The organism is Kitasatospora sp. NPDC059146, assembly GCF_042786665.1.
Lineage (GTDB): Bacteria > Actinomycetota > Actinomycetes > Streptomycetales > Streptomycetaceae > Kitasatospora.
This window is the reverse complement of record NZ_JBHZCY010000181.1, coordinates 1-14677: the sequence shown is the minus strand read 5'-3', so window position 1 is coordinate 14677 and position 14677 is coordinate 1. Positions and strand designations below refer to the sequence as shown.

Genomic DNA, 14677 nt, shown 5'->3' with positions numbered 1-14677 from the left:
GGCGCTGGACGAGGCGCTCGCCGAGATCGACGCGCTGGCCGCGCTGCCGCAGGTCTCCCGGCCGAAGATCTCGACCAGGCCCTTGACCTTCTTCGAGTCGGGGTTGATCTCGTTGATGGTCGCCTGGAGGGTCGCGAACGGGCCGTCGGTGACGGTGACCGAGTCGCCGACCTCGAAGTCCAGGACCTGGATCTCGCTCGGCTTGACCGGGGAGGGCTTGCCGGCCTCCTTGGCCGCCTGGCGCTCGACGTCCGGGGCGAGCATCTTGACGACCTCGTCCAGGGTCAGCGGGTACGGGTCGTAGGCGTTGCCCACGAAGCCGGTGACACCGGGGGTGTTGCGCACGACGCCCCAGGACTCCGGGGTGAGGTCCATGCGGACCAGGACGTAGCCGGGGAGCTTGTTCTGCCGGATGGTCTTGCGGTCGCCGTTCTTGATCTGGACGACCTCCTCCTGCGGCACCTCGGCCTGGAAGATGTACTCCTCGACGTTCAGCGAGACGGCGCGCTGCTCCAGGTTCTGCTTGACCCGGTTCTCGTAGCCCGCGTAGGTGTGGATCACGTACCACTCGCCCGGCATGAAGCGCAGGTCCTCGCGGAACTTGGCGACCGGGTCGACCTCGACCTCGGCCTCCTCCTCGGCGTCCTCCGCCTCGAGGGCCTCGGCGTCCTCGTCCTCGGCCGGCTCCTCGTCCACCGACTCCTCGGCGGCGAGCTCCTCGTCGACCTCCACGTGCAGCGCGGCCTCCTCGGCGGGCTCGCCGGCCTCGGCCTCGTCGTACGCCTCGACCTCGTCCTCGTCGCTGTCCACGGCGTCGACGACCTGCTCGGCGGACTCTGCGTCGACAGCCAGCTCGGCCGCGTCCAGCTCGGCGGCGACATCCGCCTCGCGGACGGTCTCGTCGGCGTCGTACAGGGGGGACTCAGACACGGTGGCTGCTTCTTTCCTGGAGATGGTGAAGGTGGCGCGCTCCGGAACCGGCCCGGCGCGCAGCCGCTCGCGCGGTCGCCAGGAGAGGTCTCGGAGACTTCAACAGTACCGAGTCCACGGTACGCGCGCGTACGTCCGCCGCCGACAGCTCGACCCGGACCGATGATTCGGCCCGGGTCGGGAGGTGGTTCGGAGGTGGGGGCTCGATCAGCCGAAGACCAAGAGGCTCAGCTTGGCGAAGCCGTAGTCGAGGCCGTAGACGAAGCCCATCACGACCACGACGAAGGTCACCACGACCGCCGTGTAGTTGGTGAGCTCGCTCCGGGTGGGCCAGACGACCTTGCGGAGCTCCGCGATGATCTGGCGGTAGAACAGGCCCATCCGCGCCAAGAGGCCCTTCTTGGCCCGCTTGCCGGACTTCTTCTGCTTGCCGGAGGTCTTGTCGCCCTCGACAGCAGCGGTCTCGGCAGCGCCGTCGGTCCCCTCGGGGTTGCCGCTCTCAGGCGTTGCGGTGGAGCCCGTGGTCTCCGTCACTCGTCCTCACCTGAATCCGGGTCCGGCCGAACATCACCTGCGTACCCGTTTCAGGCACGAGCGGTCGGCTTAAGCGGTGCTGATCGGAGCCCTCTCCGCATCAAGCCCGCTCGCTCTGTGGAGCGAACGGGCTGAATGCGGATCAAGCAGCAGGGCAAGAGGGACTCGAACCCCCAACCGCCGGTTTTGGAGACCGGTGCTCTACCAATTGAGCTATTGCCCTACGGAACCTCGCGGCCCCTGGTGGCGACCAACCTACCGCATCTCCCCCCGCTGTCTGTACAGGCGGTGAAAGCTCCGGTCTTTTTCGGCGGGCCGTCGAGCAGCGAGTGTACGTGGTCGAGGGGTGTTTGGTCGAACCTCTTCTTCCGGGACCACCGTCCGCCCGGCGGATGTCCGGCCCGGCGGGGCGCGCACCGGCGGATCGCCGGGGGCCGCGATGCGGACGGGGCCGTACGGATACTGGAACCGCCACGCCCGGTCCGTCCCGGTTCTGCGACGATGCAGGCATGAGCGCTTCCACCCCGCAGCCCGACCAGTCCCTCCGCCCCGCCGACCGCCGGGTCTCCGCCCGGATCGGTGCGATCGCCGAGTCCGCGACCCTCGCCGTGGACGCCAAGGCCAAGGCCCTCAAGGCCGCCGGCCGCCCGGTGATCGGCTTCGGTGCCGGTGAGCCCGACTTCCCGACGCCGGACTACATCGTCGAGGCGGCCGTCGAGGCCTGCCGCGACCCGAAGAACCACCGCTACACCCCGGCGGGTGGACTGCCCGAGCTCAAGGCCGCGATCGCCGCCAAGACGCTGCGCGACTCCGGCTACCAGGTGGACGCCTCCCAGGTGCTGGTCACCAACGGCGGCAAGCAGGCCATCTACGAGGCCTTCGCCGCGATCCTGGACCCGGGCGACGAGGTCATCGTCCCGGCCCCGTACTGGACCACCTACCCGGAGTCGATCCAGCTGGCCGGCGGTGTCCCGGTGGAGGTCGTCGCCGACGAGACCACCGGCTACAAGGTCTCGGTCGAGCAGCTGGAGGCCGCCCGCACCGAGAACACCAAGGTGGTGCTGTTCGTCTCGCCCTCCAACCCGACCGGCGCGGTGTACACCCGCGACGAGGCCGAGGCGATCGGCCGCTGGGCGCTGGAGCACGGCCTGTGGGTGCTCACCGACGAGATCTACGAGCACCTGGTCTACGGCGACGCGACCTTCACCTCGCTGCCGGCCCTGCTGCCCGAGCTGGCCGACAAGTGCATCGTGGTCAACGGCGTGGCCAAGACCTACGCGATGACCGGCTGGCGGGTGGGCTGGGTGATCGGCCCCAAGGACGTGATCAAGGCCGCGACCAACCTGCAGTCGCACGCCACCTCCAACGTCTCCAACGTCGCCCAGCGCGCCGCGATCGCCGCCGTCGCGGGCGACCTGTCCGCCGTGCACGAGATGCGCACCGCCTTCGACCGCCGCCGCCGGACCATCGTGCGGATGCTCAACGAGATCGACGGCGTCCTCTGCCCCGAGCCCGAGGGCGCCTTCTACGCCTACCCCTCGGTCAAGGGCCTGCTGGGCAAGGAGATCCGCGGTCAGCGCCCGCAGACCTCCGCCGAGCTGGCGAGTCTGATCCTGGACGAGGTCGAGGTCGCCGCCGTCCCGGGCGAGGCCTTCGGCACCCCCGGTTACCTGCGGTTCTCCTACGCGCTCGGCGACGAGGACCTGGTCGAGGGCATCAGCCGGCTCCAGAAGCTGCTCGGCGAGGCCCGCGACTGACGTCCGACGTCAACCGGACACGGCGGATTCACCCGCCGCACCGCCCTCTTTCACCCCTTCGGGGGACGGAAAGAGGGCGGTTCCCGTTTGGGGGCCTCATACGGCAGTATCGGAAAATGGAACGCCTGTTGAACCCGCGAGACGTCAGGGGCCTCCCGAAGGCCCACCTGCACCTGCACTTCACCGGCTCGATGCGGCCCGCCACCCTGCTGGAGCTGGCCGACAAGCACGGCGTCCGCCTGCCGGAGGCGCTCAGCTCCGGCGAGCCGCCCAAGCTCCGCGCCACCGACGAGCGCGGCTGGTTCCGCTTCCAGCGCCTCTACGACACCGCCCGCTCGGTGCTCCGGGACGAGTCGGACATCCGCCGGCTGGTCCTGGAGACCGCCGAGGACGAACGGCGGGAGGGCTCCCGCTGGCTGGAGATCCAGGTCGACCCGACCTCCTACGCGCCCCGGCTGGGCGGGCTGATCCCCGCCCTGGAGCTGATCCTGGACGCGGTCGAGCAGGCCGCCGCGGCCACCGGGGTGGGCATCCGGGTGCTGGTCGCGGCGAACCGGATGAGGTCCCCGATGGACGCCCGGACGCTGGCCCGGCTCGCCGTCCGCTACACCGACCACGGCGTGGTCGGCTTCGGCCTCTCCAACGACGAGCGCCGCGGCCTGGCCCGGGACTTCGACCGGGCCTTCGAGATCGCCCGCAAGGGCGGGCTGCTGGCCGCCCCGCACGGCGGCGAGCTGGCCGGGCCGGAGTCCGTCCGGGACTGCCTGGACGACCTGGGCGCCGGCCGGATCGGCCACGGCGTGCGGGCCGCCGAGGACCCGCGGCTGATGGCCCGGCTGGCGGACCGCCAGATCACCTGCGAGGTCTGCCCGTCCTCCAACGTCTCGCTCGGCGTCTACGAACACCCGGAAGAGGTACCGCTGCGCCGGTTGTTCGACGCCGGGGTACCGCTGGCGCTCGGCGCGGACGACCCGCTGCTGTTCGGCAGCCGGCTGGTCGCCCAGTACGACCTGGCCCGCGACGCCCTGGGCTTCACCGACGCCGAACTCGCCGAGCTGGCACGGCAGTCGGTCCGCGGCTCGTGCGCCCCGGAGGCCGTCCGCAAGGAGCTGCTGGCGGACATCGACGCCTGGCTGGTCGACGGGCACCCGGCCCGCTAGAACCCCTGGGCACGGGCCCGCCAGGGCCCCTGGACACGCCTCAGAGTTTGACGCCCACCATCACGGGCTCGTTCACCAGCTCCACCCCGAAGGCCTCGCGGACCCCGTCCCGGATCTCCCGGGCCAGGGCCAGCAGGTCCTCGGCGGTGGCCGCGCCGCGGTTGGTCAGCGCCAGGGTGTGCTTGGTGGAGAGCGTGGCCGGGCCGTCGCCGTAGCCCTTGGCGAAGCCCGCCCGGTCGATCAGCCAGGCCGCCGAGGTCTTGGTGCAGCCCTCCGGGGCGGGGTAGGCGGGGGCGTCCTGGGCACCCGGGAGGGTGCGGAAGGACTCGTACTGCGCCGCCGTGAGCACCGGGTTGGTGAAGAAGGAGCCGGCCGACCAGGTGTCGTGGTCCGCCGGGTCCAGCACCATGCCCTTGCCGGAGCGCAGCCCCAGCACCGCGTCGTACGCCTCGCCCAGCGGCACCCGCTCGCCCTGCTCGACACCGAAGTGCCGGGCCACCTCGGCGTACTTGACCGGGGTGGAGAGCCCCGCGTGGTCCGCCAGGGCGAACCGCACCCGCAGCACCACGTAGCGGTCCGGCCGGGCCTTGAAGCGGCTGTGCCGGTAGGAGAACCCGCACTCGTCGTTCGAGAGGGTGACCACCTCGCCCGCCGTGCGGTCGTACGCGACCACCTCGGTGACGGTCTGGGCCACCTCCTGGCCGTACGCGCCGACGTTCTGCACGGGGGTGGCACCGGCCGAGCCGGGGATGCCGGCCAGGAACTCGATGCCGGCCAGGCCGTGCTCGCGCACCGCGCGGGTGACCGCCTCCGACCACACCTCGCCGGCCGCCAGCTCCAGCACAGTGCCGTCCAGGGCGAACCCGGTGGTGGCGACCCGCAGCACCGTGCCGGGGAAGCCGGCGTCGCCGATCACCAGGTTGGAGCCGCCGCCGAGGACCAGCAGCGGCTCACCGGCCGCGTCGGCCTCGCGGACGGCGGCGATCACCTCGTCGTCGGTGTGGGCGGTGACCAGCCGACGGGCCGGGCCGCCGAGCCGGAGCGTGGTGAGCGGGGCGAGGGGGGCGTCGTTTTCTACCAGCACGCCCACCAGCGTACGGGGACGGGGGCGGCCGCTCGGCCGCCCCCGTGACCCGCACCCCACCGTTCAGGCCTTCGAGGCCTCGGCCGGGACGGCCTCCTCTGCGCCCTGGACGCCCTCGACGCTCTCGACGCCCTGGATGCTCTCGACGCCCTCGGTGTCCGCCGCCCGCTCGATCGCGGCGGACTGCTCGGCGGCCACCGCTCCGGCGACCACCGCCCCGGCCTTCGCCGTCCGGCCCGGCAGCAGCAGCGCGCAGGCCCCGGCCGCCAGCACCACCGCGGCTCCGACGTACAGCGCGGGCCCCATCGCGTGGACGAAGGTCCCGGCCGAGCCGTCCCCGCCCTGCTCCGAGAAGACCGCCGCCAGCACGGCCACCCCGAGCGCGCCGCCGACCTCGCGCAGCGCGTTGTTGGCGCCGGAGGCGATGCCCTGCTCCTCGGGCCGGACGCTGTCCATCACCATGGCGGCGGTCGGCGCGAAGTACATCGACATGCCGACCCCGCACATCACCACGGCGGGCACCACCGGGCCGTACGCGTAGTGCCCGAGTCCGGCGCTGATCGCCGCGTACAGCGCCAGGCCGACGCCCTGCAGCACCAGCCCGAGCACCACGATCGGGCGGCCGCCGAGCCGGTCGGCCAGGATCCCGGCGAGCGGGGCGACGATCAGCCCCACCCCGGTCCACGGGAGCATCCGGACGCCGGCCTCCTCCGGGGTGTAGCCGCCGACGGTCTGCAGGTGCTGGCTGATCAGGAAGATCGAGCCGAACATCCCGAGCGACATCAGCAGGCCGGAGGCGTTGACGGCGGTGAAGGTCCGGTTGCGGAACAGCCGCATCGGGAGCATCGGGTGCTTCGCGCCGCGCTGCTCGTACCGGACGAAGGCGATCAGCAGCAGGACGCCGCCGGCCAGTGCGCCCAGCACCAGCGGGCTGGTCCAGCCGTCCGGGTTGCCGCGGATCAGGCCGAGCACGACGCCGAACAGGCCGAGGCTCACCAGCACCGTGCCGACCGCGTCCAGCGCCGGGTTGGCGCCCCGGCTCTCGCGCAGCTTGACGGCGGCCAGCGGCACCAGGACCACGCCGACCGGGACGTTCACCCAGAAGATCCACTGCCAGGAGAAGTTCTCCGTCAGGGTGCCGCCGACCAGCGGTCCGGTGGCGATGGCGAGGCCGTTGACACCGGCCCAGATGCCGAAGGCCATCCCGCGCTTGGCCGCCGGGATGGCGGCGGTCAGCAGGGTGAGGGTGAGCGGCATCGCCACCGCGGCCCCCACGCCCTGGAGGGCACGGGCGGCGATCAGCTCGCCGATGCCGGGCGAGAGCGCGGCCGCGGCCGAGCCGACGGTGAAGAGCGTGAGCCCGATCACGAACATCCGGCGGCGGCCGAAGCGGTCGCCGAGCGCCGCGCCGAACATCAGCAGCACGGCGAAGGAGAGGGTGTAGGCGCTGACCGTCCACTCCAGGTCGGACAGCCCGCCGCCGAGCTCCTCGCGGATGGAGGGCAGCGCGGTGGTGACGACCAGGTTGTCCAGCGCGGCCATGAAGCCCGCGAGGGCGGTGATCACCAAGGTCCAGACGCCGGTACGGCCGAGGCCCGGGCGCTCCGTGGCCGCCACCTCGGCCCCGGTCGCCTTCGCCACCTCGGCCCCCTCGGCCGCCTCCGCCGCCTCGGCCCCGGTCGCGCTTGCTGCTGTGTGCTCCGTCATGAACGTCCCCCCAGGATTTCCCGGATAGTTATTGATCACTAACTTTTGAGGGCCGAAAAGTGGGCCGCCCGGACCGCGCCGCGCGACCCGCTACCCGGCCTCCTCGCGCTCGCCGAAGCCGTCCCAGATCCGGTGCTCCCGGGGGAAGCCCAGCGCCACCAGGGCGTTGATCAGCATCCCGTACGCGAAGAACTCGGTGGTCCCCTGCACGTCGCCGCCGACCCGCTCCCGCACCCGCTCGAACAGCTCCCCCCACAACCGCCGGGCGGTCTCGCCGATCTCGTCCTCACCGGCCATCCGGGAGGCGAACACCGAGACGTACAGCTGCATCTGCATCATCAGCTGCTCGCCGTCCTCGACCAGGCCCATGTACGCCTCGGACATCTTCGCGGCGGCCTCCTCGCCGGTCAGCCCGGCCGACGCCACGTCGAAGACCTTCCAGGTCTCCTCGATGCAGCGCTCGGCGGCCGCCGTGAAGATCGCCTGCTTGCCCGGGAACAGCCGGAACAGGTACGGCTGCGAGACGCCCACCCGGCGGGCGATCGACTCGGTGGACGTCCCGCGGTAGCCGTTCCTGGCGAACTCGATCATCGCGGCCCGGACGACGCTCTCGCGTCGCTCCTCCGCGCTCATCCGCATGCTCATCTTCGCCATGGGCTCTAAGTTAGTGACCAATCACTATCTCGGCAAGGGCTCGGCACCGAAAAACCCGACCGCCCCGGAACCCGTCGAACGGGCCCCGGGGCGGTCGGAGTGACGAAGGCCTCAGGCGAGCCGGACGACCGCCCGGGACATCCCCAGCACCTTCTGGCCGCCCGAGGTGGCCAGCAGGTCGACCTGGACCTTGCGGCCGTCCAGCTTCTTGGCGACCTTGGCGGAGACCTCGATCACCGCGCCGACCCCGTCGTTCGGCACCGGCACCGGCCGGGTGAAGCGGACGCCGTACTCGACCACCGCGGCCGGGTCGCCGACCCAGTCGGTGACCACCCGGATCGCCTCGGCCATGGTGAACATGCCGTGCGCGATGACGTCCGGCAGGCCGACCTCCAGCGCGAACTTCTCGTTCCAGTGGATCGGGTTGAAGTCACCGGAGGCGCCCGCGTACTGCACCAGTGTGGCGCGGGTCACCGGGAAGGACTGGGCCGGCAGCTGGGTGCCGACCTCGACCTCGTCGTAGTTGATCGCCATCGCGCTCACTCCCCCGCCTCGTCGGCGGCCCGGGCCACCAGCGTCATGATCGCCGTCACCACGTGCTCGCCGATCTCGTCCGCCACCTCGCCACGCACGGTGAGCACGTCGTTGCCCGCCAGCGACTTGATGTTGTCGATGGTCACCGCGACCGTCAGCCGGTCGCCGGCCTGCACCGGGCGGGTGTACTGGAACTTCTGGTCGCCGTGCACCACCCGGCTGTAGTCCAGCCCCAGCTCCGGGTCCTCGACGACCTGGCCGGCCGCCTGGAAGGCGATCGCGAACGGGAAGGTCGGCGGGGCGATCACGTCCCGGTGGCCCAGCGCCTTCGCGGCCTCCGCGTCGGTGTACGCCGGGTTGGCGTCCCCGATCGCGACCGCGAACTCGCGGATCTTCTCCCGGCCGACCTCGTACGGGGCGGTGGGCGGGTAGCTACGCCCGATGAAAGAGGGGTCGAGTGCCACGGCAGCTCCTCGGAACGCGGGTGGATACCCGGACGGGTACGAAAAAAGACTCCGGGCCGCATCCCCTGTTGAGGGATACGGCCCGGAGTCGAAGACCTGAATCACACAGGCCCGGCGCCCTGCAGCAGGGTCAGCGGGTCTCGCGGTGCGCGGTGTGCGAGTTGCAGCGGGGGCAGTGCTTCTTCATCTCAAGACGGTCCGGGTCGTTACGCCGGTTCTTCTTGGTGATGTAGTTCCGCTCCTTGCACTCCACGCAGGCCAGCGTGATCTTCGGGCGGACGTCGGTGGCAGCCACGGGAGTGCCTTCCTTGGACAACGAATAAGAACACAACAAGAGTAGCCGACCGGGAGTGCGATCTCCCGACCGACTACGCGGGGTAGCGGTGACCGGACTTGAACCGGTGACACAGCGATTATGAGCCGCTTGCTCTACCAACTGAGCTACACCGCCACAGTGATCAGCGGCCCGGCCGAAGCCGAACTGCCTTTCACCAGAGCCCCCATGCGGAATCGAACCGCAGACCTTCTCCTTACCATGGAGACGCTCTACCGACTGAGCTATAGGGGCGAACGAGGAAGAGATTACACGTTCCGCGCCCAGAGGTGAAATCCGTATCCCGGGGCGAAGACCGCAGGTCGGCGAGGTGCACGGACGGACGATCCAAGGCCGGGCGTTCGATCGGCCGACGAGCCGTACGCCCCGAGCCGATACGACTATTGCCCGCCTCCCGGCGCCCCGCCCCCGTGCGCCATAGGCTCGACGCTCATTGGCCGGGGCACCGGCCCGATCCCCCACGGGCCCACTGGCCAGCGCGAGAAGGAGCCGGCGATGGACAGCGCAGCCGCCGACGGGCCGCACTCAGGCCCCGGCCCGGCGGCCAACCCGCTCGGGCACGGCCCGGTCCTCCTGCTCACCGGGGCCCGGCTGGCCGACGGACGGGTGGTGGACGTGCGGGTCAGCGGCGACCGGATCCAGGCGGTCGGCACCGTCGGCAGCCTCGGCCCGCTGCCCGCCCTGCCCGGCGCCCCCACCGTCACCACCGGCGCCCGGATCGACCTCAAGGGCTACCTGCTGCTCCCCGCCCCCGCCGAGGCGCACGCCCACTACGACTGCGCCTTCTCCGCCGCCCTGCCCGCCCCGCCCCCGGACACCCCCGCCGACCTCACCCGCCGGATCACCGAGGCCGCGCTCACCTCGCTCGGCTACGGCGCCACCGCCCAGCGCACCCACGTCCGGATCGGCGACGTGCACGGGCTGCGCCAGCTGGAGGCGGTGCTCACCGCCCGCCAGGCGCTGCGCGGCCTGGCCGAACTCCAGGCGGTGGCGATGCCCCGACTGCTCACCGGCCGGGCCGGCGCGGACGGGCGGACCCAGCTGCGCGAGGCCCTCAAGCTGGGCGCCACGGCGGCCGGCGGCTGCCCGGAGCTGGACCCGGACCCGGCCGGGTACGTCCAACTGCTGCTGGAGGCCGCCCGGGAGGCGGACTGCCCGGTGGACCTGCACACCACCGCCGCCGACGCGACCCAACTCGCCCGCCTGACGGGCGCCCTGGCACCGCTGCGGCCTCGGGTGACGCTCGGGCCGTGCGGGGCGCTGGCCCGCGGCGGGGCCACCGTGCTGGCGACCAGCGGGGTGCGGGTGGTCTGGCTGCCGCAGAACGGCGGCTGCACCGGCCTGGAGGGCCGCCCCGCCGGACTCCGGCCCGGCCTGGTACGGGAGTTGACCGCGGCCCGGGTGCCGTTGGCGGCGGGCAGCGGAGCGCTGCGGGACCCGTCCAACCCGGTCGGCCGGGCCGACCCGCTGGAGGCGGCCTACCTGCTCGCGGCGAGCGGGGAGCTGGACCCGGACGCGGCGTACGACGCGGTGGCGAACCAGGCCCGGGCGGCGCTCGGGCTGCCGCCGGTGCGGGTGGACGCCGGGTTCCCGGCGGAGCTGCTGGCGGTGCGCGGGGACAGCCTGGCCGGGGCGCTCGCGGGCGGGCACAGCCGGCTGGTGGTGCACAGCGGCCGGGTGGTCAGCCGGACCAGCGCCGTCCGGGAGTTCGCGGACACCGTGGCGCTGGCGCTGCCCCGGCAGTCCGGCGGCACGGACTGCTGAGCGCGCGGGGGGCCGGGAAAGCCAAGGGGCGCGCGACCCGAGTCGCGCGCCCCTCCCCCACTGCTGGCCGCCCTTGGCCGGCGGCTGGAGCGGTCCCGGCCTCCCCCACAAGGAGCAGGAACCGCTCGTTCCGGCACCGACACTACGACCACGGACCACCGCCCCCGACCGGCCTTGACGCTCCCCTGTCGCCCACCGGCCGGCTCTTGACGGCTCGTTGACGCCGCCCCGTTCGGGCCCGGCCCCACGACGCGTACCGGCGGCTACGGCACGGACCGGCCCCACGACGCCGACCGGCGACTACGGCACGGACCGGCACCCCTGGCACGGACCGGCGGCTACGGCACGTACCGGTAGCCGATCCCCGGCTCGGTGATCAGGTGCCGCGGCCGGGCCGGGTCGCGCTCCAACTTCCGCCGCAGCCCGGCCAGGTACACCCGCAGGTAGTTGCCGCGCGCCTCCTGGGCCGGCCCCCACACCTCGCGCAGGATCTGCCGCCCAGGCACCAGCCGGCCGGGGTTGGCGAGCAGCAGGCTGAGGATCCGCCACTCGGTCGGGGTGAGCCGCACCGGTCCGCCCGGCCCGACCACCGTGGTGGCCGCGAGGTCGACGGTGTGGTCGCCGATCACCGGCCGGCCCGGCGGCGCCGGGCTCAGCGGCCGGCGCAGCACCGCCCTCAACCGGGCCAGCAGTTCGTCCATCAGGAACGGCTTGGTGAGGTAGTCGTCGGCGCCCGCGTCCAGCGCGCCGATCTTGTCGGCGGCGTCGGAGCGGCCGGAGAGCACGATGATCGGCGCCGCGCTGTGGGTGCGCAGTCCGCGCAGCACGTCCATGCCGTCGAGGTCGGGCAGGCCGAGGTCGAGCAGGACGGCGTCCGGGGCGGAGTGCGCGGCCCGGTCGAGTGCCTCGCTGCCGCTGGCGGCCGTGCGGACGGCGTACTGCCGGGCGCTGAGGTTGATCCGCAGGGTGCGCAGCAGGGCCGGTTCGTCGTCGACGACGAGGATCTCGCAGTTCTCGATGGTGTGCTCACTCATGGTGCGGTGGCTCCTCCCCGGTGGCACGGTGCTCGGTGGCGGCGGGCTCGGTGGCGGCGGCCTCGGCGGCCGGTTCGGCGGCGGGCTCGGTGACGGCGGGCTCGGCAGCGGGCTCGGTGACGGCCGGCAGGGTGAGCAGCATGGTGGTGCCGCCGCCGGGGGTGTCCTCCACCTCCAGGCTGCCGCCCATGGCCTCGGCGAGGCCCCGGGAGAGGGCCAGGCCCAGGCCGACCCCGGTGGTGTTGTCGGTGTCGCCGAGGCGCTGGAAGGGCAGGAAGACCCGGTCGCGGTCCTCGGGGGCGATGCCGGGGCCGCGGTCGATCACCCGGATCTCGACCTGGTCGGCGTGGTGGCTGGCGGTGACCAGGACGGGCGCGCCGGGGGCGTTGTAGCGCAGCGCGTTGGTGATCACGTTGGCGAGCACCCGCTCCAGCAGCGGGGGGTCGGCGAGCACCGCCGGGGCGGTGTCCAGGTCGAGCGGCTGGACCGGCGCGTACGGGTCGGGGAGGCTGTCGAGCGCCCGGGGCAGGACCTCGTCCAGGTGGGTCTCGGTGAGGTGCAGGGTGAGCGCGCCGGCCTGGAGGCGGCTCATGTCGAGCAGGTTGTCGACCAGCCGGGTGAGCTTGACCAGCGATTCGTCGGCGGTTTCGAGGAGTTCGGTCTGGTCCTCGGGCGAGAACTCGACGTCCGGGCTGAGCAGCGAGCCGACCGAGGCGCGGGCGGCGGCCAGCGGGGTGCGCAGGTCGTGGCTGACGGCGGCGAGCAGTGCGGTGCGCATCCGGTCGGCGGCCTTGATCGGCTCGACCTCGGCGGCGACCACGGCCAGCCGGTCGCGCTCCAGCGCGGCGCCGACGTGGGCGGCGAAGGCGGTGAGCACCCGCTGGTCGGCGGCGGGCAGCCGGCGGCCGGTGAGGATCAGCACGGCGTCGACGCCGACCGGGACCTCGGTGGTCTCGTGCTGCGCCTCGTCCTCGTCCGGGTGCTCGGCCTCGCTGTGGGCGAGCACCTCGCCGTCGGAACGGGAGAGCAGGACGACGGTCTGCATGCCGAAGGCCGTCCGGGACTTCTCCAGCAGGGCGGGCAGCGCGTCGGCGCCGCGCAGCACGCTGCCGGCCAGGGTGGAGAGGGTCTCGGCCTCGGCGGTGGCCCGGGCGGCCCGGGTGGTGAGCCGGCCGGCGTGGTCGACCACGGTGGAGACGGCGAGCGCGATGGCGGCGAAGACCACCAGGGCGACGATGTTGTTGGTCTCGCCGATGGTCAGGCTGTGGACCGGCGGGATGAAGTAGTAGTTCAGCAGCACCGAGGCGATGAACGCGGCCAGCAGGGCGGACATCGCGCCGCCGAGCAGGGCGACGATGACCACGCCGAGCTGGAAGATCAGCGCGTCGGTGGTGAGGTTGATGGTGTCGTGCGCCTGGGAGAGCAGGACGGTGAGCAGCCAGGGGATCACCAGGCCGGCCAGGTAGCCGACGACGGTGCGGCGCCGGGAGTGGCGCCGGCCCAGCGCAGGCAGCCGGCCGCGGCCGGTGAACTCGTGGGTGACCATGTGGACGTCGATGTCCTCGGAGGCGTCCACGGTCGTCTGCCCGGTGCCCGGGCCGGTGAGGAAGCGGTTGATCCGGCCGCGGCGGCTGGTGCCGAGCACCAGCTGGGTGGCGTCGTGGGCGCGGGCGAAGGCCAGCAGCGCGGTGGGGACGTCGTCGCCGACCACCACGTGGTAGCTGCCGCCGAGGCTCTCGACCAGTTGCCGCTGCTGGGCGAGCGCGCCGGAGGAGGCGCCGGCCAGGCCGTCGCTGCGGGACACGTGCACAGCCAGCAGCTCGCCGCCCGCGGCGGCGGCGATCCGGGCGGCCCGTCTGACCAGGGTCTCGCCCTCCGGGCCGCCGGTGAGGGCGACCACCACCCGCTCGCGGGTCTCCCAGACCCGGTCGATCTTGTGGCTGGCCCGGTAGTCGCGCAGCCCCTCGTCCACCCGGCCGGCCACCCAGAGCAGGGCGAGCTCGCGCAGGGCGGTGAGGTTGCCGACCCGGAAGTAGTTGGAGAGCGCGGCGTCCACCTTCTCCGCCTTGTAGACGTTGCCATGGGCCATCCGCCGGCGCAGCGCCTGGGGCGCCATGTCGACGAGTTCGAGCTGGTCGGCCCGGCGGACCACCTCGTCCGGGACGGTCTCGCGCTGCGGGATCCCGGTGATCTTCTGGACGACGTCGTTCAGCGATTCCAGGTGCTGGATGTTGACGGTGGTGATGACGTCGATCCCGGCGGCGAGCAGTTCCTCGACGTCCTGCCAGCGCTTGGCGTGGCGGCCGCCGGGGATGTTGGTGTGGGCCAGTTCGTCGACCAGCACGACGGACGGGCGGCGGGCGAGCACCCCGTCGAGGTCCATCTCCTCGAACTCGGCGTCGCGGTAGGAGCGGTGGGCGCGCGGCAGCACCTCCAGGCCGTCGGTCATGGCCTCGGTGTGGCGGCGGCCGTGGCACTCGATGTACCCGATCACGACGTCGGCCCCGCGCTCCTGTCTGCGCCGGGCCTCGTCCAGCATCCGGTAGGTCTTGCCGACCCCCGGGGCGGAGCCGAGGTACACCCTCAACCGACCGGTGCGGATGCCGGAGCCGGGGGTGAGGTCGCGGGCCATGGGCACTGCTTCTTTCCATCAGGAGGTGGCGGCGGGGGACGGTGCGCGTCTGCGGGTACGGCGCGGCCGACCCGGGCGCGGGGAGCATC

The 14677-nt window shown here is 72.8% G+C and carries 13 protein-coding genes and 3 tRNA genes; 3 read left to right on the top strand and 13 right to left on the bottom strand.

The features are described from left to right. The 3 genes from nusG to ACFXPX_RS40830 all read right to left on the bottom strand — a co-directional run. A partial coding sequence (nusG, locus tag ACFXPX_RS40840) for a transcription termination/antitermination protein NusG (protein ID WP_380644869.1) occupies nucleotides 1-930 on the bottom strand: 930 nt, incomplete at its 3' end. 207 nt (nucleotides 931-1137) lie between these two features. Then, nucleotides 1138-1464: a preprotein translocase subunit SecE gene (secE, locus tag ACFXPX_RS40835; protein ID WP_380644868.1), complete on the bottom strand. Its 327-nt coding sequence runs from the start codon at nucleotides 1462-1464 to the stop codon at nucleotides 1138-1140. Between the two features lie 150 nt (nucleotides 1465-1614). Further along, nucleotides 1615-1687, bottom strand: a tRNA-Trp gene (locus ACFXPX_RS40830). A gap of 286 nt (nucleotides 1688-1973) precedes the next feature. On the opposite strand from ACFXPX_RS40830, the gene ACFXPX_RS40825 reads away from it, so the two are divergent. Together ACFXPX_RS40825 and ACFXPX_RS40820 are read left to right on the top strand one after the other, a co-directional pair. Further along, the gene (locus ACFXPX_RS40825) at nucleotides 1974-3221 is read left to right on the top strand and encodes a pyridoxal phosphate-dependent aminotransferase (RefSeq protein ID WP_375881979.1); all 1248 of its coding nucleotides are present in this window, start codon (nucleotides 1974-1976) and stop codon (nucleotides 3219-3221) included. Nucleotides 3222-3337: 116 nt separating this feature from the next. Then, nucleotides 3338-4381 carry an adenosine deaminase gene (locus tag ACFXPX_RS40820; protein WP_375881976.1) on the top strand — a complete coding sequence of 348 codons (1044 nt, stop codon included), beginning with the start codon at nucleotides 3338-3340 and terminating at the stop codon, nucleotides 4379-4381. A 40-nt stretch (nucleotides 4382-4421) separates the two neighbouring features. On the opposite strand, the gene ACFXPX_RS40815 is transcribed toward ACFXPX_RS40820, so the two are convergent. From ACFXPX_RS40815 to ACFXPX_RS40780, 8 genes are all read right to left on the bottom strand, one after another. Beyond that, a complete protein-coding gene (locus ACFXPX_RS40815) occupies nucleotides 4422-5465 on the bottom strand; it encodes a UDP-N-acetylmuramate dehydrogenase (protein WP_375881974.1) in 1044 nt (347 codons plus the stop codon). A gap of 63 nt (nucleotides 5466-5528) precedes the next feature. Continuing rightward, entirely contained in the window at nucleotides 5529-7007 is a 1479-nt protein-coding gene (locus tag ACFXPX_RS40810) for an MFS transporter (RefSeq protein WP_380644870.1), read from the bottom strand. 255 nt (nucleotides 7008-7262) lie between these two features. Beyond that, a complete protein-coding gene (locus tag ACFXPX_RS40805) occupies nucleotides 7263-7826 on the bottom strand; it encodes a TetR/AcrR family transcriptional regulator (protein WP_380644867.1) in 564 nt (187 codons plus the stop codon). 111 nt (nucleotides 7827-7937) lie between these two features. Continuing rightward, nucleotides 7938-8360 (bottom strand): MaoC family dehydratase, encoded by a 423-nt coding sequence (locus tag ACFXPX_RS40800; RefSeq protein ID WP_380586124.1) that lies wholly within the window; start codon nucleotides 8358-8360, stop codon nucleotides 7938-7940. A 5-nt stretch (nucleotides 8361-8365) separates the two neighbouring features. Continuing rightward, a complete protein-coding gene (locus ACFXPX_RS40795) occupies nucleotides 8366-8824 on the bottom strand; it encodes a MaoC family dehydratase N-terminal domain-containing protein (RefSeq protein WP_375881971.1) in 459 nt (152 codons plus the stop codon). A 130-nt stretch (nucleotides 8825-8954) separates the two neighbouring features. Further along, the gene (gene rpmG, locus ACFXPX_RS40790) at nucleotides 8955-9119 is read right to left on the bottom strand and encodes a 50S ribosomal protein L33 (RefSeq protein WP_006604855.1); all 165 of its coding nucleotides are present in this window, start codon (nucleotides 9117-9119) and stop codon (nucleotides 8955-8957) included. Between the two features lie 83 nt (nucleotides 9120-9202). Continuing rightward, nucleotides 9203-9275, bottom strand: a tRNA-Met gene (locus ACFXPX_RS40785). Nucleotides 9276-9319: 44 nt separating this feature from the next. After that, nucleotides 9320-9392, bottom strand: a tRNA-Thr gene (locus ACFXPX_RS40780). Nucleotides 9393-9653: 261 nt separating this feature from the next. Here ACFXPX_RS40780 and ACFXPX_RS40775 point away from each other — a divergent pair. Then, on the top strand, nucleotides 9654-10922 hold the full coding sequence (locus ACFXPX_RS40775; protein ID WP_380521308.1) for a hydrolase: 1269 nt from the start codon (nucleotides 9654-9656) through the stop codon (nucleotides 10920-10922). A 338-nt stretch (nucleotides 10923-11260) separates the two neighbouring features. On the opposite strand, the gene ACFXPX_RS40770 is transcribed toward ACFXPX_RS40775, so the two are convergent. After that, nucleotides 11261-11956, bottom strand: coding sequence for a response regulator (locus ACFXPX_RS40770; protein ID WP_375881967.1), 696 nt, complete (start codon nucleotides 11954-11956; stop codon nucleotides 11261-11263). Next, on the bottom strand, nucleotides 11949-14588 hold the full coding sequence (locus ACFXPX_RS40765; RefSeq protein ID WP_380586127.1) for an ATP-binding protein: 2640 nt from the start codon (nucleotides 14586-14588) through the stop codon (nucleotides 11949-11951). Before ACFXPX_RS40765 ends, ACFXPX_RS40770 begins: the two co-directional genes overlap by 8 nt. Between the last annotated feature and the right edge of the window lie 89 nt (nucleotides 14589-14677).